The following is a 22,084-nucleotide window of genomic DNA, read 5'->3' as shown; positions in this document are numbered from 1 at the left end:
TGAATACCTTTGTTTTATATGATAATTTTCTGGGTGCATTATAGGTAAAGATTTATTTTAATACCTTGAAACCACACCTGATTTCTAAACGACCTTCAACGTCTAAAGCGATATAATCTTTTTCAAATAACAGGTGAAAAAGAATTATTATGAAAATTATCTCCCCAGAAACCATCCTCTCCCCATCTGAACAGCTTAGTGGGCTATGCATTGCTTTCGATACCCACATCAGGGCAATCGCCCCTTTAGATGAGTTACTAGACCAGTTTCCCGACGCCGAGGTCATCGATGTGCCGGAACATGCCCTTGTAATGCCGGGGCTGATCAACCCCCATGTTCATCTTGAGTTCTCAGGCAACAAAGATACCCTCAAATACGGCTCCTTCCTGGAATGGCTCTACTCGGTCATCGAACACCGTGACGACCTCATCCAGAACTGTGACGAGAGCTGTATGAAAAAGGCCTGCGACGATATGCTCGCCAACGGCATCACTACCTTCGGTGCGATCAGCTCCTATGCGATGGACCTTGAGGTCGCTGCCAATGCGAAACAGAAGGTGGTCTTTTTCAATGAGGTCATCGGTTCACAGGCAACGATGGCGGATACCCTCTACGATGACTTCCTCGCACGTCTGGAGAGCTCCCAAATGGTGCAGAGAGAAGGCTTCATCCCTGCTATCGCCATCCACTCCCCCTACTCGGTCCACCCTGCTTTGATCAAACGGGCGCTCGAACATGCCAAAAACCATAACCTCCTGACTAGCGCCCACTACATGGAGAGCCCTGCCGAAAAAGAGTGGCTGGAGAGTAACAGCGGTGATTTCCAACCCTTCTTCAAAGATTTTCTCAAACAGGAATACGCCGTCAACACGTCAAAAGAGTTTTTGGACCTATTCAAGGAGAAAACGACACTCATGACCCATGTGGTGCAGGCAGATGATGAAGAGCTTAAGCAGCTCAGTAAAGACGGTCATACCGTCATCCACTGCCCCATCTCGAACCGCCTTCTTGGCAACGGCACGATCGATCTTGAAAAACTGGACCAGATCGGTGTGCCGTGGGTCATCGGAACAGACGGGCTGAGCTCAAACTACGGACTTGACCTGATCGAGGAGATGAAGATCGCACTCTTTATGCATTCGAGTGCCGACCTCTTAAGTCTTGCACAAAGACTGATCATCAATGCGACCAAAGAGAGTGCCAGAGCGCTGCAGCTCAATACCGGGGAGATCGCTGTCGGCAAAGAGGCCGATCTGCTTGTGATCGACCTTGAGTCTGCACCTAATGAGCAGTTGCCGCTGCATTTACTGCTGCATGGCTATAATATTGAACAAATCTACATTAACGGAAGCTCCGTTAAAGAAGGACAGTGATGGAAGGCCTTAAAAAACTCTTTTTGCCTATTACGGCGACACTTGGATTTATCCAGAAATATTTCAAATCGATGCTCTTTCTGCTGCTGCTTTTTATTCTCTTCGCACCGGCCGGCGATCAGAAGCTTATTCCCAACAACCTGCAGGAGATCAAACTGACGGGACCGATCTTCGATACGACCGAAGTCGTTGAGGAGCTCGACAAAGCGCGTGAGGACACGCAGATCAAAGGGGTGCTTTTCACCGTCGACTCTCCCGGCGGTGCCGTCTCTCCGTCGATCGAGGTGATGCAGGCGATCAAACGTCTCAAAGAGAAGAAACCTGTCGTGGTCTATGCCGCAGGCGTGCTCGCAAGCGGCTCCTATTACGCCTCGATCTGGGCCGATGAGATCATCGCCAACCCCGGATCGATGGTGGGTTCCATCGGTGTCATTATGCAAGGGGCCGATCTGAGCGAATTGATGGATAAGGTCGGCATCAAGACACAGGTTGTCAAAGCGGGTAAATACAAACAGGTCGGTACGGCCGACAGGGAGTGGAGTCCGGAAGAGAAAAAAGAGCTGGACAAGGTCATTCAGGGTACCTACAAGATGTTTGTCCATGATGTCGCGACAGCCCGAAATCTTGATGAGCAAAGATCCGATCTCTTCGCCGATGCCCACATCTTCACCGCCCAGCAGGCAAAAGAGGTCGGCCTTATCGACAGTCTCGGCGTCGGCTATGATGCCAGAAAACGGGTGGAGATATTAAGCGAGGTAAAGAAACCGCTCTGGAACAAAGAGGACAAGTTCGAAAAAATGATGAAAAAGTTTGCAGCGGAAACATCGTTAATGCTGCACACCTATTTTCCCCCTGTCTCGCTGCGTTAACCTTTCACTGTATAGAAATAACTTCTAGTCCAACAGGGTGACTCTGAAACGTCGCCCTTTCATCTTGCCGTCACGGATAAGGTTGAAGGCCTGTTTGGCTTTGGACCGATCGACGGCGACATAGGAACGGATGGCCGTGACATTGATGTTGCCGATCTCATCGCCCTTGATTGTTTTATCCGATGTTAGCGCACCGACGATGTCGCCGGGACGCAGTTTGTCTTTCTTGCCGCCGTCGATTCTGAGGGTGACATATTTAGGCGCGTAAAGCTCGTTATGCCGAAGCTTGTCAAAACGTCCGTAGTCGACGGTCGTTCCCATCTCTTCTTCGATCGCTTCTATTTTCTTTTCCTCTCTGGAAGTGTAGAGCGCGTCTGCGATGCCGCTTTTGCCCGCGCGTCCCGTCCTCCCGATACGGTGAACATAGACCTCGCTCTGATTCGGAAGGTCATAGTTGAGAACAAGGTCAAGGTCTTTGATATCAAGCCCGCGTGCCGCGACATCGGTCGCCACGAGAATAGAGATGCTCCCGTTACTGAACAGGGTCAGCACCTCTGTTCGTTCACGCTGTTCCAGATCACCGTGCAACGCAACGGCATGCAGGCCGGCATTGTAGAGATAATCGGCCACCTCATCACAGGTGACCTTCATATTGCAGAAGATGATGCACGAAGCGGCTTGATGGTGCAAAAGCAGTTTCAGCAGGTCAGCATCTTTATCCCGCTCGCTGGTTTTGTAAAAGGTCTGCACGATGTTCGGCTTCTCTTCATCGTGTTCGACGCTGACACTCTTTGCATTTTTCATGATGCTGTGGCTCAGGGCATCGATCTCATCAGGATAGGTCGCAGAAAAAAGCAGTGTCTGACGTTCGGAAGGAAGATGCGAGATGATCTGTTTGATATCGTCTAAAAAGCCCATATCGAGCATTCTGTCCGCTTCGTCCAGGATCAGGGTGTGCACGCTTGAGAGGTCGATCGTGTTTTTTCCGATGTGGTCTTGAATACGTCCCGGTGTCCCGACGATGATATGGGCGCCGTGTTCCAAAGAGATACGCTGAGGCGTCAACGGCATCCCGCCGCAAAGCGTCAGTATCTTGATGTTGTGTCTGAACCGGGCGAGCCTTCTGAGCTCATTGGCAACCTGGTCCGCCAACTCACGCGTCGGGCACATGATCAGCCCCTGTATCTTCCACTTTTTCACATCAAGTTTATGCAGCAGTCCCAGGCCGAAAGCAGCTGTCTTGCCGCTGCCCGTCTTCGCTTTGGCAATGACATCCTCACCTGCAAGGGTAAGCGGAAGGCTCTGCTCCTGTATCGGTGTCATCTCGGTGTATCCGAGAGCATCCAGGTTGTCGATGATCGCTTTTTCAAGGGGGAGGTTGGAAAACTGTTTAGTGCTCATATATACTTCTTTGCAGGGGTTTTGATATGACATTATACTATCTATCTCGTATTCTATTGGGCAACAAAGAGAGAGTACGGCATATCCGAAGCCGGACGTAATGAACGGCACCGCGTTTTACAATGTCGAATAAATTTTATGTATACTTAGAGACAACACAAAAGGAGTTACTATGTGCAAAGATGCCATCGTTTTTTTTAACAAACCACAGGGGATCGAACTCGAAGCAGGGAAAACCTATCGTTTCTGTACGTGCGGCCGCAGCGAGGACGGTCTCTTTTGCGATGATAGCCATGAAGGGACATCATGCGAGCCCAAAGAGTTTACTGTCGACAAAACAAAGGCCTACCAGCTCTGCCGCTGCAAAAGCTCGGACAACCTTCCCTTCTGCAGCGGCAATCACAGCTACTACGCAGACAGCGATGTCGGCAAGAAAATCAAGTTTTAACGCTTTAACCCTCGACGCGTATCATCGCGGCATTGTCGACATTGTCGATAAGAATACGTTTGACCCGTTCCTGCCACAGTTCGCCAAAACATTTTTGCTCTTCTTCATTCGCTTTGCCACCAAGTATCTTCGGCATCAAAGTATGCATCTCAGTGTTTGGCGGTACGACAACAGGATTATAGAAAATATCGACGCTCTCACCCGTATCGATGCGAGTAAATCGTGCACTCGAGGAGACATCAGCACCGAATGCCATCAGCGAGTGGCGTGCGAACCTGCCGTTAAGCCCTTTAAAACCGCTGTTTCCTGCCGCTCCGGTAATATGCGAGATTACATTGCCGACGACGCCTGCGCCTCCTTCATCCTCTGCGTCGGAAAAAGCGACGCTGATATTGCCGCGTACAGGTGTGCTGTCCGGATAGAGTTCTTTAAGCGCTTTGAGTGTCATTAAGTAGGCACCGGCGACTGTCGGACAGCTGTGTCCGGCCGCTTTTACAACGTCCAAATAACTGAAAGTCACATCACCGTTCACAAAGGTGCCCAGCATATTCGAAAGCGGATCTTTCATCTGAATCGTATCGACGGCATCAAAAAAGTCTGGATTGTTCATCTATACTCCCCCATTTTTGAGCGGAGTATAACAGATAGCAAAGCGTCGCAGCTTGACCTAGGACAAGGTACAGGATGAATACAGGGCGGCCTGGTCATGCCTATAGTTTTCCATAACATCGGCTTCGCGTTGCAGCAGCATTTCATATTTTTTTTTAGCAGCTTTAAGGCTCTTTTCACCGGGGACCTGACGCGCAGCGATATAGCCGATGATCCTGTTCTCTTCATCACATCGCGGCGTGATAAAGACATGTACCCAGTAAAACGATCCGTCTTTGGTCAAGTTGATGACATGGCCGTTCCAATCCTCTCCCCGAAGCAGCGTATCCCACATCTCTTGAAAAGCGGCACGCGGCATTTTGGGATGGCGGATAATGCTGTGCGGAGAACCCAAAAGCTCCGCTCGGCTGTAGCCTGTTATCTCCATGAATTTACGATTGGCATACGTGATGCACCCTTTAAGATCGGTTTCGGTGATCATGTAGCCGCCGTTGAAAATGATCTCGTTATCAGTGGGTTGTGGACGACGCATCGTTTTCCTTTATGAAGAGAATATCCGATCGCTTTGCTGTTGGCAAATCGATCGGTGTTAATACCATGTAATCATGGGATAATTTCATTGCCCGATTGTTACACCCGCGAAACAATACTATTACGCAATAATCGTTTATCGGATTTCAATTGCAGTGAGAGAGGGGAAGTGTCCGAGGTTAAAGTGCATCGTTCAGTGCAGATAACATACTACGCTATTAGCGTTTTAAAAGGGAATGAATAAAAGCCGGAGTGGGGTTTAAAACTTCGTTATGTTTTCTACAACAGCCGTAACGCTTCTCGAAGAATCCATCGCTTCAAAGCTGTCACCGATATCCAGCGCAGACAGGTCGATGACTTTGCCTTCTTTGGCGATCTGGGCATACCCTTTTCGGCTTTTCTGCTTGGGGTCCTGCGCCTGCAGCGCCTGCAGCAGTGTGGATAGTCTGTTCCGGTTTTGGATCAGGTTGCTGTTTGCCTGGCGCGCCAGATTTTCGGCGACCGGGGCGAGTTTGCGCGCAGCGTTTTCGGTGACAAAGTTGATGCTCTGATCAAACCGTGCGCTGAGCTGCGCGATCTCTTCAAGCCTGTTCTTGATGCGCTGCTCTATCGAATGACGTTCATATGAGTTTTTGAGGTGGGAAAGTTTTTCACCGGCACTGTAAAGCTTCTGCTGAAGGCTCTGCGTAAACTGCTGGCCCAGGATGTCGATCGTCTGAAGCAGCTCGTTCTGGTCCGGCAAGATCATCTGCATCGCGGCACTCGGTGTCGGTGCACGCAGGTCGGCGACAAAATCGCTGATCAGCCAGTCGATCTCATGGCCGACGGCAGAGACGACAGGTGTCCTGGCATGAAAGATGGCATTAGCGACGATCTCTTCGTTGAAGCCCCAAAGGTCCTCCATGCTCCCGCCGCCGCGGCTTACGACGATGATGTCGAAATCCTGACTGTCGGCCGCCTGGATCGCGTTGACGATCGAAGGTGCGGCATACTCTCCCTGGACGATGGTGTCGTAGACAAAGAGCTGCGCCAAAGGCCAGCGCTGAGCAGCGACGCGCTGCATATCCTGCAGTGCCGCACCCGTCGCCGACGTGACCAGAGCGATGCGTTTGGGGAATTTTGGCATCGCTTTCTTGATGGCCGGATCGAAATAGCCCTGAGCGCTCAGTTTCGCTTTGAGCTGCTCGAAGGCCAAAGCCAGGGCGCCGTGACCCGCGGGCTCGATATTAAAGGCGTTGATCTGGTAGCTGCCGCGCGGTGTATAGACGGTGACCGCCCCTTCGACGATCACTTTGAGCCCCTCTTCGAGGCGAAACTTCAGTTTGGAAGCGTTGCCGCGGAACATCACCCCGCTGACGGCCGAACCGGCATCTTTGAGGGTAAAGTAGATATGCCCGCTGTTGTGATGGGTTATGCGGGAGAGTTCACCCTCGACATAGACACGGACAAAGGTGCTCTCCAGGAGGCCTTTGATCTGTTCGTTGAGTGTCGATACGGTGATGGCTTGCTGCATGGGAAAAGAATTATTTTTTTCTGGCAATGATAAGTGTAGAGATATCCATCGAGAAACTCTCGGTGTACATAATCTCAAAACCGGCTTCTTCAAGTTCACGCTGCATATTGGCAACCGTCAGAAACCCCTCTATTGAATTGGGAAGGTATTCATAGGCTTCAAGGTTTTTGGAGATAAACCCGCCCACCTTCGGAAGGATCCTGTTCATGTAAAAGTCGCGGATTTTACCCAGCAACGACGGGTGCTCGTTTTTCATGAACTCCAGGATCACCACCATGCCGCCCGGCTTCAGAACACGGTTGAACTCTTCGAGCCCTTTTTGGCGTTCAACGACATTACGGATGCCGTAAGAGATGGAGAGCATGTCCGCTTGGCCATCCTCGAGCGGGATCTCTGTCGCCGGCGCGATGACAAAGTCAAAGTCTGGGAACTTCTGGCGGCCGACACCGACCATACCCTCTGAGGGGTCAACGCCTAACAGCTTTTCAACATTTATGGCGTTCTTTTCGGCTTGACGTTTCCAGTAGTCCATCATATCGCCGGTCCCGCAGGCGACATCCACGATCAGATCGATCTCTTTCTGACCATAGTAGCCAAAGGCTTTGTCGCACCCTTTTTTACGCCAACTGCGATCTACGCCCATACTCATAACACGGTTCGCTTTGTCGTATGTCGGGGCGATATCATTAAACATCTCTACGATTTTTGTCTGTTTTTCCATCTCTGTTGTTATTCTCTCTCTGTTATTTATTTCGCTGCATCCACAGCATCAAGTCTGAACCGCTTGTCTGCGAATGGAGTATTCTGAAATCGTCTTTTGTATTTGTAAACCGTATTGTACCACCGCTTTTTGGCGCGACAAAACAGAGGTAGCTGTCAACCACATCCTTCGTCGCCTCAAACATCGCTGGACCGCCTTCGATAAGGATATTGCGATAGGCCTTGATGCGATCCAGCGAGGAGTCGATATACACCTTACGCCCCTCGATATTAAAGAGGGGAATGCTCTGGTCAAACTCTTTCTCGCGGGAATAGATCAGTACGTCACACACTCCGCCGTCGACCAACCTCGCATCCAGCGTCGGTCTGTCAGTACGGACCGTCTCACCGCCGATAACGATGAGATCGCTGACATCGCGCATCGCATGGACGTGGACTCTTGACGTATGTGACGAGATCGTCCCGCCGTCGACCGTTCCGTCAAGCCGCTGTGCCCATTTGAACGTAACATACGGTTTCTGCTGCCATGTTATAAAAGGTCTGATCAGGTCTGCTGCCCTGCTCTTACAGTCATCGTCCATCGTGACTTCACAACCGCTATACCGCAATAGTTCGATGCCGCCTGCAGCTTCTGCATTGGGATCTTTATGACCCACCACCACTTTCCGGATCCCTAGTGATTCTATGAGCCGTGCGCAGGAAGGTGTTTTGCCGTGATGCGCACACGGCTCCAATGTCACATAAAGCGTACAGTCGACAAAAACATTATTATGGTTTTTAATAAGAAAATCATGGATCTCGGCAGACGATGAGAGCGCCAGAACGGTACTGTCATCACGCAGAACAGCGTAGGCCATCTGCAGAGCGTGCACCTCGGCATGCGGCTCACCGGCTTTTTCGTGGACGCCTACCGCGATGATCTTGCCATGTTCATCAACGACACTGCATCCTACGGCCGGATTGGGGAAAGTAAGACCTTGGTATTCCCAGGCCGAATCGATAGCAACCTGCATCGGTGACGGGCCGTGTAACAACATTATAAGCTTTCTCTGTTTTTAGGTTTTTGAAGAAGTAGTTTTAAAGGTGTGAGAGCAAGCTGCACGCGGCTTACCACTCAAAATAGGTTGATGCTTTGGCGATGTCGTTAAAATCTACGCTCACATCACCCTCTTCGCTTTCGATAGTGATCACGCCGTCTGTTACACTTTTCAGCGTACCTTTGAGCTTTGTTTTGTCCAGCGTCTGGACTCTAACCTTCTCGCCGAGCGAGCATTCGAAATGGTTAAGCGTTTTTAACTTGCGTTCGATTCCCGGAGAGCTGACCTCAAGACGGTACTCTCCGCGGACCGGTGGTGTCACATCCAAAAGAGGCGAGATCAGCTTCGTTACCTGAACGACCTGATCCATACTGACACCGCCCTCTTCAGGAGAAGATATATTAACACGGTAGATCGTCTCTTCATGCTCACTTACCGTCGTAATGTCATAGAGTCTAAGTCCCAGTGATTCAACCATGCTTTTGATATCAGATTCAAGACTCATCGTGTTTCTCCTTGGCGATCTGTTTAAAGAGATCTTCTATCGTTTTGCTTTTTTCCAGTTGGTCATCAAATTCAAAGGCAAGTGTCGGACAGCGGAACCATCCCTGGTCTTTCATACAGTGGGTCTCAATGATCGGGCGCGCTTTTTTAAGCTGGCGCAAAAATTCATTACGCTCTTTCTCGCTATAGTCATGCGGGTCCAGATAGACTTTGGCATCGCTGCGCCCTTTGGAACATCTTACCTCAATGACATCAAGTTCACGAAGGCGCGCGTCGCTCAGCTGGGAAAGCGCTTCGGGGATAAGCTCCCCTAGAATAGAGTCATAGCGTTTGAGTTTAATCTCGGCCGGTGTCAAAGTTCTACTTTTTTCTCAACTTTGACAAAGGTCTCGATCACATCGCCGACTTTGACATCTTCGTAGCCGCTAAGAACGACACCACACTCAAGGCCTTTACCGACCTCTTTGACGTCATCTTTGAAGCGTTTAAGAGAATCCAGCTTACCTTCGTGGATAATAACACCGTCACGGATAACACGGACCAGTTCGCCACGGACCATTTTGCCGTCGACGACCATACAACCCGCAACCATCCCTTTTGGAATCTTGAAAGTATCGCGTACTTCGGCTTGCCCTGAATGCTCTTCCGTATATTTCGGTGCCATCATACCTGTCAGCATGCCGGTAATATCGTCGATCAGTTGATAGATGACGGTATAGGTCTTGATGTCAACACCTTTCTGCTTGGCAACAGCTTTGACAGCACCGGTAGGACGGACATTGAAACCGATCAATACACAGTTCTCAGAGTTGTTAACAAGTTCAACGTCGTTTTCGGTGATACCGCCGACGCCTGACGAGATAATCTCGACTTTTACCTCTTCATTACGCAGTTCACTCAAGCTTGACTTGATCGCTTCAAGAGAACCGTGTACATCTGTTTTAAGAACCACTTTAAGTGTTTTCAGTTTACCCTCTGCAATCAGTGCCGTCAACTCGTCAAGTGATGTTTTGGTACTTGCGGAAAGCTCTTTCATACGATCATACTCAGCACGTTTCTGCGCCAGTTCACGTGTCTCTTTGTCCGAGTCCATTGCGATCATGACTTCGCCGGATGGTGGTACAGAGTTAAGCCCGACAACGACAGCCGTGTCAGAAAGGCCTAATGATTTAACCATCTTTTTCTGATCGTTTATCATCGCTTTGACGCGACCGTAGGCGCTACCGCAGACTACGTTGTCGCCAACTTTCAGCGTACCGTTTTGAACGATAACCGTTGCAACCGGACCACGTCCTTTTTCAACAGAGCTTTCAACAACGACTGCCTTGGCTTTGGCATTCGGATTCGCTCTTAATTCAAGAACTTCTGCTGTCAACAAGATATTTTCAAGCAGATCATCGATTCCGGTGCCTGTTTTTGCAGAGACAGGAACGAATTCAATATCCCCGCCCCAGTCGACCGGTGTCATGCCACGCTCAGCCATCTGACCTTTGACCAGTTCAGGATTCGCTGATTCTTTATCCATTTTATTAACAGCAACGATCACAGGGACACCCGCTTCTTGAGCGTGTTTGATCGCCTCTTCTGTTTGCGGCTTGACACCGTCATCCGCAGCAACAACGATAATAATAATGTCTGTTACTTCTGAACCGCGTTTACGCATTGCAGAGAACGCCGCGTGACCCGGAGTATCCAGGAAGGTGATCTGTTTGCCGTTTTTCTCAATAGAGTAGGCACCGATATGCTGCGTGATCCCGCCGGCTTCGCCTGTAGCAACACGTGTATTACGGATCGCATCAAGAAGTGAGGTCTTACCGTGGTCAACGTGACCCATGATCGTAATGACCGGTGGACGTTCTTCAAGGTTCTCATCTTCAAGAACCTCAGCTTCGTCATACTCCTCTTCATAGTTGAAGGCATCTCTAGGGTCGATCGTCGTTACTTCAACACCGAACTCTTCGGCAAGGATCTCGATCTCATCTTTTTTCAGGAAGTCATTTTTCGTGACCATCATGCCAAGTTCAAACAGAACCTTGATGACTTCAGACATGCTCTTGTTGAGTGCTTCTGCAAACTCATAGACACGGATATCTTCAGGGATCTCTACGTGTGTAATGACCTCATCTTCAACCACTTTGGTATACTTTTTCCGTTTACCGCGTGAGACCTGGCGAGGACGGTTTCCGCCCGGCTTTTTCTGACCGCCGCTGCGACCTGCAGGACGTGGTTGACGTGGTTTGCGAGGCTCTTCTGGTTTCAGCTCTTCTTTGTTGACTTCGCTCAAGTCAAGAAGAACGACCTCATCTTCCTCATAATCCATCGAAACATCAGACATGCTGCCACCGAAAATATCGAGGGATTGTCCCGTCGACTTCTTACCTGTCGGTGCACCTTTCTGTTTTTTCTTCGACTTTTTCTCTGCCAGTTCTTTTAAAACATCTTCACCCAGCTTGCCGTACGACGAAAGTTTCAAAGCGGCTGCAGAAGCCGTAGCCGCATCGGTATTCGTGTCGATTTTCGGCTTTTTCTTTTTGACGATCTTCAGACCTGAACGTTTGATCGGCGCCACCACTTTCGGTCCTCCTTCAGACCCAGGCTCAGTCTCTTTTGCTTCAGCCTTTGGTGTCTCGGCTGCCGGTTCAGGTTTTTTATCAGCACTTTTTGCAGGCTGACTTTCAATAACGGGTTCTTTTTCTTGCTCTTCGGCAGCAGGCTTTTTCTCTTCTTGTGCAAGTTTCTCTTCAGCAGGAGCCTGCTCCTCTGTTTTCGCTGCTTTTTTAACGGTTACTTTTGGTTGCTCAGGTGTAGGAGCGGGTGCACCATTCATAATATAATTCATGATCTGTTCTGCATCATTCATCGAAACAGTAGATGAGGCTGTTTTTACATCCAAGCCCATCTCTGCAGCTTTTTCAACAACCTCTTTTGAATTGATACCGAGCTCTTTAGCAATCTCGTGCACTCTAACTTTGTCTGACATCAGCGATGATCTCCTTTAATTGGGTAGACAGGTACTTTATATCCCCGCTCTTGCATATTCGGGCTAAAGCCCGCGTGACTTTTTTCTCATCATCTATGCAGGTCGAACAGAGATAAAAACTCCGTCCGACCCCACTGTGAGAACTTAGCTGCTGTTCCTTGCACTGTAAGCGAAACAATGCCTTTTGTTCAAAACGTTCGCGGCAAACGACACACATTCGTTGGGGATAATTTACTTTGGGCGCCATTATACCTTAATCTTCCTTCAACATAGGGACTCTTACAAAATTCCGATGCACTATCGTTCGGTAATGATTCCATTATTGTCAAAATCCAATGTCTTCACCATGTATTCCGGATATTGTTTTGTAAAGATATCCTGTAATTTTGAAGCATCTTCATCATATACCATAGAGAAAAAGGTTGAACCGGAGCCTGAAAGCGTACTCATCAGCGCACCCTGTTCATACGCTGTTTTCTGTATCGCAAAAAGCTCGGGAAGCATCTTCATCCGTATTTTTTGGTGAAAACGGTCCTGAGTCGCAAGACGCAGCATCTCCCAGTCTTCGTTAAAAAATGCGGCGACGGTCAACGCCGTATGGGACAGATTGAAAATAGCATTCTCTTTGGAATACGAACGCGGCAGCGTTGTTCTCGACTTAGCCGTTGAGATCGGCTTGTTTGGAATAACAACCACTGCCTTAATATAGTCAGGCAGATGCTTCTTCTGCGAAAAGACTTTCTGTTTTTCCACTGTAGCCGCATTAAAACCACCCATTACGGCAGGAGTTATATTGTCCGGGTGTGATTCATAGACCAGCGCATGGTTTAAGATACGGCGTTTTGAGACGCGTACACCTGCTGCTTCATGCGCAGTTGCAATCGCCGCGACAATAACGGCAGACGAACTGCCAAGTCCGCGTGAAAGCGGAATGTTATTATAAAAGGTAAATTTAAAGTTTTGGCGTTTGCTTGTCAGCCGTTTATAGTGGTCATTAAAGATACTGATAAACAGGTTATTGCCCTTAAGACGTGGGTTACCTTCCCCTTCACCTTTGATGCTGACACTAAAAAACCGTGAAGGTTTAAACTCTACACGATTTCGCAGGTTTACAGCCAATCCTAAAGAGTCAAATCCAGGTCCTAAATTTGCACTGGTTGCCGGTACGCTTATCGTCACTATATGTCCTTATCCTACTGCACCGATACCGTAAAACGGCGCAGTCTCTTCGCTAAAATCTTCTAATATTAAATCTTGGGGCAGAGCAAATTCCATGACAGGCACTTCGCTGAAGCTCTGAGTCGCAATTGTATCCCTATTTTTAACAAAATAGAGCTTTCCAACCGCTTTGATGGGGGCATTGTTGTTAAAGTAAAAAGCATCTGTAGCCAAAAGGGATATATTTTTGACGATGCAGAGTGTGCGAAGAAAAATATAGCTCACTTTGATGGCCATAAAACTGCCCGGGCCTTTGGCATAGATGATATGACCTACCTCATATTTAGAGAGCAGTTCCTTGAATATCTCGGGCAGGATCTCAGAACTTCTTTCATCACTTTTTATTGTGTCTATGAGTTTTTTATCTTTATAGACACCAATGATCAATGGCGGGGTAAGTGCGATGACAACCAGATCATGCATAGGCTTTTGCCATCTCCTTCTCCTGTTCGCCGGAGAGTTCAACCACCTCAAAATTTTCAGGGTCTTTTAATAGGGCCAACGTCAGCTTATGGTTCAGATCGTGGCTGCCGGCAAAGGCTTCATACGAACCGATAAAGTTGAGTCCAAGAAGAGACATATCGCCGATGGCGTCCAATATTTTGTGACGAACGAATTCATCGGTATAACGCAACCCTTCGGGGTTCATTACTTTTTTGTCATCCAGACCGATGGCGTTGTCCAGGCTTGCGCCCAGCGCGAGCCCTTTTGACTGCAGGTACTGCATCTCATGCAAAAAGCCGAAGGTACGTGCCCTGGAGATCTCTTTTTTGTAGTTTACTTTGTTAAAGTTCAGCACAAAGCTCTGTTTGTCAATGACAGGATGCTTGAATTTGATCGTAAAATCATATTTCAGGTCGCGCGAAGGCATCAGCTTGACATATTTGTCACCCTCTTTGACACTAACCTCTTTTTTAACACGAATAATCTTTTTAGGCGCATCCAGTTTCTGTGTGCCCGCCTCATCAAGCAAAATACAAAAACTTGCACTTGAACCATCCATGACAGGCACTTCGTCAGCATCAACGATGACCCTGAGGTTGTCAATCCCATAGGCATAAACAGCAGAAAGCAGATGTTCGATCGTCGAGATGAAATACCCTTCTCGTCCGATCACCGTTGCCATCTTGGTGTCAACCACATTCTCGGGTTTGAGCGGAATGGAAACTCCTGCATCTTTGCGATAAAAGATAATACCGCTGTTGGCTTCAAGCGGCTCAAGACGCAGACGAACCGGACTGCCTTTGTGTAGGCCGATACCGACGAGTTCTACTGCTTTTTTAATGGTGGTCTGTGTCACATATATCCTTTAGTAAAGGCTTCACATTGTGTGAAATATTCTGGCTCTATTATAGCAAAAAATTATCGTTGATTGATCAGCTTTCTTGCCTGACGCATCGGGTCGGTGATACTTTTACGGATCCAGTCTTGATCCATCCACTCCTGCGGACGGACTTCAATACCTTGTACCAGCACACCGAAATGAAGGTGGTCACCCATGGCATAACCGCTTAGGCCGGTCTTAGCCACCGTTGAATTGGAGCTAAGCGAATCGCCCTCCTTGACCATCATGCTTGAGCAGTGCCCATAGATCGTATAAAGCCCAAGCCCATGGTAGAGCACCGGCATGTTGCCGTAGATCCCGTTCTCCTCGGCGTAGGCAACGACAGCCGGGTTCTGCGTCTTAATGGGCGACATTGCATTGCTGGCAAGGTCAATGCCCACGTGATAAGCTTCGGAGATCACTTCGCCTTGATACGAATAGATGCGGTGATCACCGAACTGGGCCACAACCTGGCCATTTTTCAGCGGGTACATCTTGTTGAGAGGGAAACTGCTGATCATCGTATCGCTGACCTTCGAGGTGATATTATGAATCACATCCTCATTGTTTTTACGCATCTCTTCATTAACGAATTTAAAGCGTGAAATAAGATCGGCATCATCTTCAACACCGTAAGCGTAGGCCAGTTCGGAGACTTTTCCGTTAAGAAAACTGTCGCTGAGATTGATCTTCGAGACTTTATAGCTTTTGTTATACGGGATAACCGGAACCTTCACTTTGCCTATATTGCCGGCACTGTCTTTAGCTGTAATATACGCGGCAAAGGGTTTGTCTTCGGTCACAGGCCAGGCAAGCAAGGTCACATAATATCCCTCTTTATAAAAAGGCTGTGCGATAAAGCGTTTTCCGAAATTGCTTTCGACGTAAAACTCTTCCATATTGTCATCTTCCGCCTTGAAGATAACAACTGCGGAACCGCCTTTCATAATGCGGTACGAAGCAGCGATCGTTGCCACATAAGGGCGTTTTTTGTCCACTTTAAGCGTGATCTCGCGGCTTGATTCATTACCGGCAAGGAAGTTCCATTTACTGGCGTCTTTGGCCTCCACCATGATCTTGACCTCTTTGCTTTTTAGCGCATAGGCACGTTTAGGCGTTTCGATCTCCAGAAGCTGGGTACCTTGAGGCGCCGCGAACTGTTCATCGGAAAGGACAAAGGTCTCGGTGCCGCTAAGAAGTGTCACTTTGTATGAGAGCAGCCCGCTGGCATCATCGATCTTGATCTTAAGCGGAGCTCGCAGGTTCCAATAGCCGCTGTTCTCTATTTCAATCGTCGGTTTGTCACGCTCGAACATTGCCGAGTTGTAAAGATAGACCACACCCCCGATTATTGCCAACAGAGCAACCGTGACCATCATCGAACCAAAATTTCGTTTTTTTCTCATATGAACTCCTCTTTTATTATATTCAACACTTCTTCACAAAGCTCAGCCAACGGCCTGTTCTCAACGTCAAAACCGGCAGCATGGCTATGCCCGCCGCCGCCGAAACGTTTAGCGATCTGTTCAACATCGATATCACCGGTCGAACGCAGCGATCCTTTGATCGTACCGTCCCTGTTCTCACGTAGCATCAAGGCGAACACAGCATGCGGCAGGCCCATGCTCTCTTCGAGCGCGGCCTCACAGTCCACTTCGCGGGCACCGCTCTGCGCCATCATTTGGGCCGAGACAAGATGCACAACAACTCTGGCCTCAAAGAGCAGCTGCATCCGTTCAAACATCATGCCTTTAAGACGCAATGCTGCCAGGGAGTGACGATGAAAAAGAGCATCGGCGCACTCCGAAGTATCAGCTTTCGCTAGCGTCAGCTCCTCTGCCATCTTAAATGTTCTCGCATCCGTCTTTGGTGATAAAAAACTGTGAGAATCATCCAAGAGTCCGGCATAAAGTGCGGTTGCCATCTTCGGATTTATCGTAATGCCTTCTCTTTTAAAGGCATCAAACAGTACCTGTGTCGTACTGATCGCAGAGATATCAATGACATTGACATCACCGTAGTTCTCATTGCTTTTGTGGTGGTCCACATTGACCATCGGGCATGCCACCTCGACACCGAGACGCGCATAGGCCCCGCAGTCAAAACTGATCGCTAGATCAGCTTTGGCCGGAAATTGATGGCGTATTTTATCGAACCAGGGTAAAAACGCCAAATGGGGATTGATACGTTCAGTCACGCAGAAAAGGGTTATTTTCTTCTCCAAACGAAGCAGATGGGTGTACATTGCCGACGCCGAACCGAGAGAGTCGGCGTCAGGGTTGATATGGGCAATCAGGACAATATGACGGGCATTATCAATAGCTTGAAACAAAGGTGCCGCTACCCTAATTGACTTTCATCGAAAGATCGATCCAGTTGGCTTGATGGATCAAAGCACCCGAACTGATCGCGTCGACACCCGTTTTAGCATAGGCCTCGATCGTCTCCAGAGAGATATTGCCGCTGGCTTCGAGCAGAACACCCGGGTAATGGGCCTGTTTATAGCCGACCACTTCCGCCAACTGTTCCGGTGTCATGTTGTCACACATCACGATATCCGCACCCGCCGCCATAAACATCTTCGCCTGCGCAAACGTCTCCGCCTCGATCTCGATCTTTGAGGTAAACGGGATCTTCAGACGCGCCTCGGCCATGAATGCGTCAAGATCATCAATGGTCTTCAGATGCGTATCTTTCAGCATCAGGCAGTCATCAAGCCCCATTCTGTGGTTGACGGCACCGCCGCAGCGCGTCGCATACTTCTCAAAGACGCGCAGCATCGGACGGGTCTTGCGTGTGTCCAACAGACGCGTGCCGTAGGGTTTGACGATATCGGCAAAACGGCGTGTCAGCGTGGCGATGGAGGAGGCATGCAGCAGCATATTGAGCAGGGTGCGTTCGCACTTCAATAGCGTGTGCGAATCGCTCTCCACGAGCGCTATCTGATCGCCTTTGGCAAAGGTATCGCCATCGTTTTTAAACCAGGTGACTGAAAGTCCCTCTTCTTTGGCCAGAACATCACAATACTTTACACCCGCCAAGACACCGTCACTTTTGGCCATGATGTTGGCCGATGCTGCTTGTGCTTCGAAGACCAATGCGTAGAGATCACCCCGTCCGACATCCTCCGCCAGGGTTTCGAGTACAAACTTCCTGATCATAGCGCCAACATTCTGTCAAGAGCGACTTTAGCCCATTTTCGGGTCTCTTCGTCGATAAAGATCTCGTTGATCGGCTCACCGTCTTCAATCGATTTAAGCGTCAGGTAAAGATCTTCCAGTGTCGTCTCGTTCATCGTCGGGCATTCCGGCTTGGTCGAAGAGAGGACGTAGGTATTTTTCTTACGCAGGCGGTTGACCAGGTTGAACTCCGTACCCACGGCCACCTTCTGTTCGGGATCGAGGTCGGCGATGTATTTGATCAGCTGCGAGGTTGAGCCTACAAAATCCGCTACAGCACAGACAGAGGGGTCGCACTCCGGATGCACCGCGATCTTGATGCCCGGGTATTTTTTACGGTAGAAAGCGACATCATCAACACTGAAAAGCTGATGGACCGAACAAAAACCGTTATAACAGATGATATCGGCGCTTGCGAGATCTTCGTCTTCACCGATCACCGCTGATTTCAGGCCCATCATATGTGCGATATTCTGTCCCAGACATCGGTCCGGCACAAAAAGAATCTTTTTGCCCTCTTCAAGCGCCTTTTCGATGATCATCTTCGCATTGGAGCTGGTGCAGACCATGCCGCCCATCTTGCCCACTTTGGCTTTGACGTCGGCGTTGGAGTTGATATAGGTGATCGGCAGGATGTTCTCTTTGGCAATTCCCTGCTCTTCCATTGCTTTGACCGCGTCATCGTAATACATTGAATCGATCATACGTGCCATCGCACAACAGGCAAGTTTCGGCATCAGTACCCGTTTCTCCGGACTGAGCACCTTGACACTCTGCCCCATAAACGCGACACCGCAGAAAACGACGTACTCCGCATCATCCGCCATCGTTTTTTTGGCGAGTTCCAGTGAATCACCGGTAATATCACCCATCTCGAAGACCTCGTCACGCTGATAAAAGTGCGCGACAACAGTCACATCAAGACGTTTTTTAAGATCGTTGATCTTCTCTTTGAGTTCTTCGGTTGTGTAGTTCAAACACAGTCCTTGTACAATAAAGCGCATATCACTTTATATTGATATCGATTCGCGATTATAACAAAGTTGTAGTTAGCAATCTATTTTTTTCGTCAATTTATCCAGATGTAACATGCTTTAAAGTAAAATCCACCCACATTTCTCAACATTGAGGTCAACAAAAACATGGATTTTCTTTTCAATATCAACGCACAGTTTTATATTGCCGCCTATCTTGTCGGCGGGATTCCCTTCGGGCTGTTACTTGCCAGATTTTTTGCCGGTGTCAACGTCAAAGAGAGCGGTTCTAAAAGCATCGGTGCGACCAATGTTTTGCGTGTCGTCAAAGAGAGCAACCCGGCACTGGCTAAAAAGCTGGGAGCCGCGACCCTCCTGCTTGACGCACTAAAAGGGATCGCCGTACTTCTGGCAGCGATGTTTGCAGGCATGCCGGAGTCGACACTTTGGGGTGTCGCGGTCTTGGCGGTTATCGGCCACTGTTTCAGTCCCTACCTCTGGTTCGAAGGGGGAAAAGGAATCGCAACAGGTATGGGGGTACTGATGGTAATGCTGCCTCTGGAGACCTTGGTAGGGATCGTAGTCTGGGCTGTCATGGCCAAAACGCTGAAGATCTCATCCATCTCATCGCTTACCGGTGTTATTGCCCTGCTTGTTGCATCATTTTTTATTCATCCGGAGATGGCACACGCCCCTGTCGTTATCATTACCATCATTCTTTTCTACAAACATATTCCCAATATTGTCCGCCTTGTCAAAGGTGAAGAGAAGGCGGTCGTTTAAGCATGCAGATCAAGATCAAAGATCTGGAATTTGAGACCATTATCGGGATCCTTGACCTTGAACGGGTCGAAGAACAAAAAGTCCGTATCAATTGCACTATTGAGTACGACTACGACCAAGAGTTCCTCAACTATGCCGAAGTCGCAGCACATCTTCAAAAAGAGATGAAAGAAAAAAAATTCGAATTGATCGAAGAAGCGCTTTTGTCTCTAAAAAACTCATTAAAAACAGAATTTCCGCTGATAAAGAACTTAACCTTAGAAATTTCTAAACCGGATATCCTCCCAAACTGCGAGGTTTCACTCTCCGAAAGTTTCATTTTTTAAAATAAATTTAAAAAAATATTAAATTTTCCTAAAACTATGCTATAATTCCGCCCACAAAATTAAAATTTATGAGGTAATGCATGCGCATTTTAATCATTGAAGATGAAGTTACACTGAATAAAACTTTGGCAGAAGGTCTTAAAGAGTTTGGCTATCAAAGCGATGTCGTTGAGACACTTAAAGATGGTGAATATTACCTTGACATTCGTAATTATGACCTCGTACTGATGGACTGGATGCTTCCGGACGGAAACAGCGTTGACATTATCCCTGATATCAAATCAAACACGCCAAAAACAAAAGTGGTCGTACTTTCGGCCCGTGATGACAACGAAAGCGAGATCACAGCATTAAAAGCAGGCGCTGACGATTATATTCGCAAACCTTTTGATTTTGATGTCCTTGTTGCGCGCATTGAGGCGCAGCTTCGTTTCGGCGGCAGCAACATTATTGAGATCGACGACCTTATCATCAATCCTGAAGAGGAGAAGATCGTCTATAACAACATCGAGATCGAGCTTAAAGGCAAGCCTTTTGAAGTACTGACACACCTTGCCCGTCACCGCGATCAGATCGTCTCCAAAGAGCAGCTCCTTGACGCGATCTGGGAAGAGCCGGAGTTGGTAACGCCAAACGTTATCGAAGTCGCGATCAATCAGATCCGTCAAAAAATGGACAAACCGCTTAACATCACGACAATCGAGACCGTGCGTCGCCGCGGTTACCGCTTCTGCTTCCCTAAAGAAGCGTAAGCTTTTTCAACAGAGGGGAAATTTCTCCTTTGTCTCCAATTCCCTCCTTTTTTTTTATTTACTTCTCTGGCATCAACTCTAATCAAAAAAAAGTATTATATTTGTTAGAATATAACCATTAAATCAACCTAACAGCATTTCTGACATCGCAAAGATTTCTGGAGTCGCCTTCAACGTAGAGAGGTCATTTTGTTTTCACAGCGCAGTATCCGAAGCCGTTTCCTTATTCAACTGATCATCGCCTCCGTTGCCCTGATGATAATATTCTCCTCCATACTCTATCTTTTCATTCAATCTTCGATCTATGATGAAAAACGCAATGAGCTTTTGGGTATTGCAGAAAATATCTGTTCCTACAAATCTCTGGTCGACGCGCAGGAGAACAGCAATGATGCGATGCTCGGCTTGACGGTTGAACTGGTCAACCGTCACACTGAACAGCAACAGATCGATTTTTACGAGATGGAGAGTGATGCACAGACTTTAATCATCTTGCTCTACCCTTTCAACCTCATAGAAGACAGTTATATCAAAATAAGCAAGAACATCACACCGACCAAACAGCTGCTTAAAAAAATTCTCAACTCCATCTTTATCATCAATGCTATCGGTTTCCTTCTGGTCATTGTCTATGCGATCATCTTCTCCAAGATGCTTATCGCACCGATTACGGGACTCAACAAACGTCTCTCAAATATGAATGAACATATGATACGCCCTCTTGTCGTACAGGAGCTGCCCGATGAGTTTATCTCTTTGGGTGAAAGCATCAACCATCTGATCAACCGAATTCAGAACTTCGTAAAGTACCAAAAAGAGCTTTTTATCGGAGCCGCCCATGAACTTAAAACACCTCTCGCGGTGATGAAACTCAAAAACCAGGTCACCTTGATAAAAAAACGCTCACCCGAAGAGTACGTCGACGCGATCAAAGTCAACAACAAAACCATAGACGAGATGAATGCTATTGTTGCAAGCATCCTGAACATCGGTCGGCAGGAAGGTGCACAGCTTGAGACACCGATACAAGCTGACGTCATCGCTATCTTGAGGCGCAAGGCCAATGATTTTGCCCTTCTGGCCGAGTCAGAAGGCAAAGAACTACAGATGCATTTCGAGCCCAACGCCTTTATGGCGATCCTCCAAGAGAGTCTTCTCAACCAGATCATCCAGAACCTCTTACAAAATGCGCTGAAATTCACCCCGAAGGGAAAAAAAGTCTTGCTGCAGAGCCGTCTTAATGACGAGGGGCTTCTGATCGAAGTGATTGATGAGGGGTGCGGAATCGATGATACCGTCGATCTCTTTGCCCCGTTTAAACGCCAGGGGAACAAATCCGGTGCGGGCCTCGGACTCTTTTTGGCAAAAAGTGCAGCGGATGCACTTGGGGGTGAACTGGAGCTTAGAAACCGCGATGATCATTCCGGTACTGTTGCTTCGCTGCTGCTGCGCTCAAAACTCCACTGTATACTTCCTATCAAATCAAAGTAATTTTTAGGTGATAAACTAAGGCTTCTGGATTTCATTTTTCGTTTCAAATTAC

The 22,084-nt window shown here is 48.2% G+C and carries 24 protein-coding genes; 7 read left to right on the top strand and 17 right to left on the bottom strand.

The features are described from left to right. The first annotated feature begins 149 nt into the window (after positions 1-149). Together WCY20_RS03870 and sppA are read left to right on the top strand one after the other, a co-directional pair. Positions 150-1,373, top strand: coding sequence for a metal-dependent hydrolase (locus WCY20_RS03870; RefSeq protein ID WP_345977130.1), 1,224 nt, complete (start codon positions 150-152; stop codon positions 1,371-1,373). Continuing rightward, positions 1,373-2,242, top strand: coding sequence for a signal peptide peptidase SppA (sppA, locus tag WCY20_RS03865; RefSeq protein ID WP_345977129.1), 870 nt, complete (start codon positions 1,373-1,375; stop codon positions 2,240-2,242). Before WCY20_RS03870 ends, sppA begins: the two co-directional genes overlap by 1 nt. 24 nt (positions 2,243-2,266) lie before the next feature. On the opposite strand, the gene dbpA is transcribed toward sppA, so the two are convergent. Continuing rightward, a complete protein-coding gene (gene dbpA / locus WCY20_RS03860; RefSeq protein WP_345977127.1) occupies positions 2,267-3,643 on the bottom strand; it encodes an ATP-dependent RNA helicase DbpA in 1,377 nt (458 codons plus the stop codon). Between the two features lie 172 nt (positions 3,644-3,815). On the opposite strand from dbpA, the gene WCY20_RS03855 reads away from it, so the two are divergent. Further along, positions 3,816-4,091: a CDGSH iron-sulfur domain-containing protein gene (locus tag WCY20_RS03855; RefSeq protein WP_345977125.1), complete on the top strand. Its 276-nt coding sequence runs from the start codon at positions 3,816-3,818 to the stop codon at positions 4,089-4,091. A 4-nt stretch (positions 4,092-4,095) separates the two neighbouring features. Here WCY20_RS03855 and WCY20_RS03850 read toward each other — a convergent pair whose 3' ends face one another. The 16 genes from WCY20_RS03850 to nadA all read right to left on the bottom strand — a co-directional run bounded on the left by WCY20_RS03850 (position 4,096) and on the right by nadA (position 18,710). Beyond that, a complete protein-coding gene (locus WCY20_RS03850; protein ID WP_345977123.1) occupies positions 4,096-4,701 on the bottom strand; it encodes a hypothetical protein in 606 nt (201 codons plus the stop codon). Between the two features lie 57 nt (positions 4,702-4,758). Then, the gene (locus tag WCY20_RS03845; RefSeq protein ID WP_345977121.1) at positions 4,759-5,232 is read right to left on the bottom strand and encodes a PAS domain-containing protein; all 474 of its coding nucleotides are present in this window, start codon (positions 5,230-5,232) and stop codon (positions 4,759-4,761) included. 258 nt (positions 5,233-5,490) lie between these two features. Then, entirely contained in the window at positions 5,491-6,744 is a 1,254-nt protein-coding gene (gene xseA, locus WCY20_RS03840) for an exodeoxyribonuclease VII large subunit (protein ID WP_345977119.1), read from the bottom strand. A gap of 10 nt (positions 6,745-6,754) precedes the next feature. Next, entirely contained in the window at positions 6,755-7,465 is a 711-nt protein-coding gene (ubiE, locus tag WCY20_RS03835; protein ID WP_345977117.1) for a bifunctional demethylmenaquinone methyltransferase/2-methoxy-6-polyprenyl-1,4-benzoquinol methylase UbiE, read from the bottom strand. A 22-nt stretch (positions 7,466-7,487) separates the two neighbouring features. Further along, a complete protein-coding gene (ribD, locus tag WCY20_RS03830; protein ID WP_345977115.1) occupies positions 7,488-8,501 on the bottom strand; it encodes a bifunctional diaminohydroxyphosphoribosylaminopyrimidine deaminase/5-amino-6-(5-phosphoribosylamino)uracil reductase RibD in 1,014 nt (337 codons plus the stop codon). Positions 8,502-8,571: 70 nt separating this feature from the next. Continuing rightward, positions 8,572-9,006: a ribosome maturation factor RimP gene (locus WCY20_RS03825; protein WP_345977114.1), complete on the bottom strand. Its 435-nt coding sequence runs from the start codon at positions 9,004-9,006 to the stop codon at positions 8,572-8,574. Next, positions 8,996-9,361, bottom strand: a complete 366-nt coding sequence (gene rbfA, locus WCY20_RS03820; RefSeq protein WP_345977112.1) for a 30S ribosome-binding factor RbfA — start codon at positions 9,359-9,361, stop codon at positions 8,996-8,998. The genes WCY20_RS03825 and rbfA overlap by 11 nt, the downstream gene beginning before the upstream one ends. After that, entirely contained in the window at positions 9,358-11,985 is a 2,628-nt protein-coding gene (infB, locus tag WCY20_RS03815) for a translation initiation factor IF-2 (RefSeq protein WP_345977110.1), read from the bottom strand. Before infB ends, rbfA begins: the two co-directional genes overlap by 4 nt. Next, entirely contained in the window at positions 11,969-12,202 is a 234-nt protein-coding gene (locus WCY20_RS03810) for a hypothetical protein (RefSeq protein ID WP_345978213.1), read from the bottom strand. The genes infB and WCY20_RS03810 overlap by 17 nt, the downstream gene beginning before the upstream one ends. An 80-nt stretch (positions 12,203-12,282) precedes the next feature. Then, positions 12,283-13,164, bottom strand: coding sequence for a homoserine kinase (gene thrB, locus WCY20_RS03805; protein WP_345977109.1), 882 nt, complete (start codon positions 13,162-13,164; stop codon positions 12,283-12,285). A 9-nt stretch (positions 13,165-13,173) separates the two neighbouring features. Then, positions 13,174-13,626: a hypothetical protein gene (locus WCY20_RS03800; protein WP_345977108.1), complete on the bottom strand. Its 453-nt coding sequence runs from the start codon at positions 13,624-13,626 to the stop codon at positions 13,174-13,176. Beyond that, positions 13,619-14,503: a UDP-3-O-acyl-N-acetylglucosamine deacetylase gene (gene lpxC / locus WCY20_RS03795; protein ID WP_345977107.1), complete on the bottom strand. Its 885-nt coding sequence runs from the start codon at positions 14,501-14,503 to the stop codon at positions 13,619-13,621. The genes WCY20_RS03800 and lpxC overlap by 8 nt, the downstream gene beginning before the upstream one ends. Before the next feature lie 62 nt (positions 14,504-14,565). Continuing rightward, positions 14,566-15,933 carry a M23 family metallopeptidase gene (locus tag WCY20_RS03790; protein ID WP_345977105.1) on the bottom strand — a complete coding sequence of 456 codons (1,368 nt, stop codon included), beginning with the start codon at positions 15,931-15,933 and terminating at the stop codon, positions 14,566-14,568. Next, positions 15,930-16,859, bottom strand: a complete 930-nt coding sequence (locus WCY20_RS03785) for a DHH family phosphoesterase (protein ID WP_345977104.1) — start codon at positions 16,857-16,859, stop codon at positions 15,930-15,932. The genes WCY20_RS03790 and WCY20_RS03785 overlap by 4 nt, the downstream gene beginning before the upstream one ends. 13 nt (positions 16,860-16,872) lie before the next feature. After that, positions 16,873-17,688, bottom strand: coding sequence for a carboxylating nicotinate-nucleotide diphosphorylase (nadC, locus tag WCY20_RS03780; protein WP_345977102.1), 816 nt, complete (start codon positions 17,686-17,688; stop codon positions 16,873-16,875). Continuing rightward, positions 17,685-18,710, bottom strand: coding sequence for a quinolinate synthase NadA (gene nadA / locus WCY20_RS03775; protein WP_345977101.1), 1,026 nt, complete (start codon positions 18,708-18,710; stop codon positions 17,685-17,687). The genes nadC and nadA overlap by 4 nt, the downstream gene beginning before the upstream one ends. Before the next feature lie 138 nt (positions 18,711-18,848). Between nadA and plsY the strand changes: the two genes are divergently transcribed. From plsY to WCY20_RS03755, 4 genes are all read left to right on the top strand, one after another. After that, complete coding sequence (gene plsY / locus WCY20_RS03770; protein ID WP_345977100.1) at positions 18,849-19,463, top strand: glycerol-3-phosphate 1-O-acyltransferase PlsY; 615 nt, start codon at positions 18,849-18,851, stop codon at positions 19,461-19,463. Between the two features lie 2 nt (positions 19,464-19,465). Then, positions 19,466-19,789, top strand: a complete 324-nt coding sequence (locus WCY20_RS03765) for a dihydroneopterin aldolase (RefSeq protein WP_345977098.1) — start codon at positions 19,466-19,468, stop codon at positions 19,787-19,789. 80 nt (positions 19,790-19,869) lie between these two features. Beyond that, positions 19,870-20,541: a homeostatic response regulator transcription factor HsrA gene (hsrA, locus tag WCY20_RS03760; protein WP_345977096.1), complete on the top strand. Its 672-nt coding sequence runs from the start codon at positions 19,870-19,872 to the stop codon at positions 20,539-20,541. A gap of 189 nt (positions 20,542-20,730) precedes the next feature. Then, entirely contained in the window at positions 20,731-22,032 is a 1,302-nt protein-coding gene (locus WCY20_RS03755; RefSeq protein ID WP_345977094.1) for a HAMP domain-containing sensor histidine kinase, read from the top strand. The last annotated feature ends 52 nt before the right edge of the window (positions 22,033-22,084 follow it).

This window comes from Sulfurimonas sp. HSL3-7 (assembly GCF_039645985.1).
Taxonomy (GTDB): domain Bacteria; phylum Campylobacterota; class Campylobacteria; order Campylobacterales; family Sulfurimonadaceae; genus Sulfonitrofixus; species Sulfonitrofixus jiaomeiensis.
Note: the sequence above shows the minus strand (reverse complement) of the source record. Positions and strands in the feature narration are given on the sequence as shown.

Excerpts from the sequence above, each read along its gene's own strand:
- WCY20_RS03870 (WP_345977130.1), top strand. The coding sequence starts at position 150 with ATGAAAATTATCTCCCCAGAAACCATCCTCTCCCCATCTGAACAGCTT.
- sppA (WP_345977129.1), top strand. The coding sequence starts at position 1,373 with ATGGAAGGCCTTAAAAAACTCTTTTTGCCTATTACGGCGACACTTGGA.
- dbpA (WP_345977127.1), bottom strand. The coding sequence starts at position 3,643 with ATGAGCACTAAACAGTTTTCCAACCTCCCCCTTGAAAAAGCGATCATC.
- WCY20_RS03855 (WP_345977125.1), top strand. The coding sequence starts at position 3,816 with ATGTGCAAAGATGCCATCGTTTTTTTTAACAAACCACAGGGGATCGAA.
- WCY20_RS03850 (WP_345977123.1), bottom strand. The coding sequence starts at position 4,701 with ATGAACAATCCAGACTTTTTTGATGCCGTCGATACGATTCAGATGAAA.
- WCY20_RS03845 (WP_345977121.1), bottom strand. The coding sequence starts at position 5,232 with ATGCGTCGTCCACAACCCACTGATAACGAGATCATTTTCAACGGCGGC.
- xseA (WP_345977119.1), bottom strand. The coding sequence starts at position 6,744 with ATGCAGCAAGCCATCACCGTATCGACACTCAACGAACAGATCAAAGGC.
- ubiE (WP_345977117.1), bottom strand. The coding sequence starts at position 7,465 with ATGGAAAAACAGACAAAAATCGTAGAGATGTTTAATGATATCGCCCCG.
- ribD (WP_345977115.1), bottom strand. The coding sequence starts at position 8,501 with ATGTTGTTACACGGCCCGTCACCGATGCAGGTTGCTATCGATTCGGCC.
- WCY20_RS03825 (WP_345977114.1), bottom strand. The coding sequence starts at position 9,006 with ATGAGTCTTGAATCTGATATCAAAAGCATGGTTGAATCACTGGGACTT.
- infB (WP_345977110.1), bottom strand. The coding sequence starts at position 11,985 with ATGTCAGACAAAGTTAGAGTGCACGAGATTGCTAAAGAGCTCGGTATC.
- WCY20_RS03810 (WP_345978213.1), bottom strand. The coding sequence starts at position 12,202 with ATGTGTGTCGTTTGCCGCGAACGTTTTGAACAAAAGGCATTGTTTCGC.
- WCY20_RS03800 (WP_345977108.1), bottom strand. The coding sequence starts at position 13,626 with ATGCATGATCTGGTTGTCATCGCACTTACCCCGCCATTGATCATTGGT.
- WCY20_RS03790 (WP_345977105.1), bottom strand. The coding sequence starts at position 15,933 with ATGAGAAAAAAACGAAATTTTGGTTCGATGATGGTCACGGTTGCTCTG.
- nadC (WP_345977102.1), bottom strand. The coding sequence starts at position 17,688 with ATGATCAGGAAGTTTGTACTCGAAACCCTGGCGGAGGATGTCGGACGG.
- nadA (WP_345977101.1), bottom strand. The coding sequence starts at position 18,710 with ATGCGCTTTATTGTACAAGGACTGTGTTTGAACTACACAACCGAAGAA.
- plsY (WP_345977100.1), top strand. The coding sequence starts at position 18,849 with ATGGATTTTCTTTTCAATATCAACGCACAGTTTTATATTGCCGCCTAT.
- WCY20_RS03765 (WP_345977098.1), top strand. The coding sequence starts at position 19,466 with ATGCAGATCAAGATCAAAGATCTGGAATTTGAGACCATTATCGGGATC.
- hsrA (WP_345977096.1), top strand. The coding sequence starts at position 19,870 with ATGCGCATTTTAATCATTGAAGATGAAGTTACACTGAATAAAACTTTG.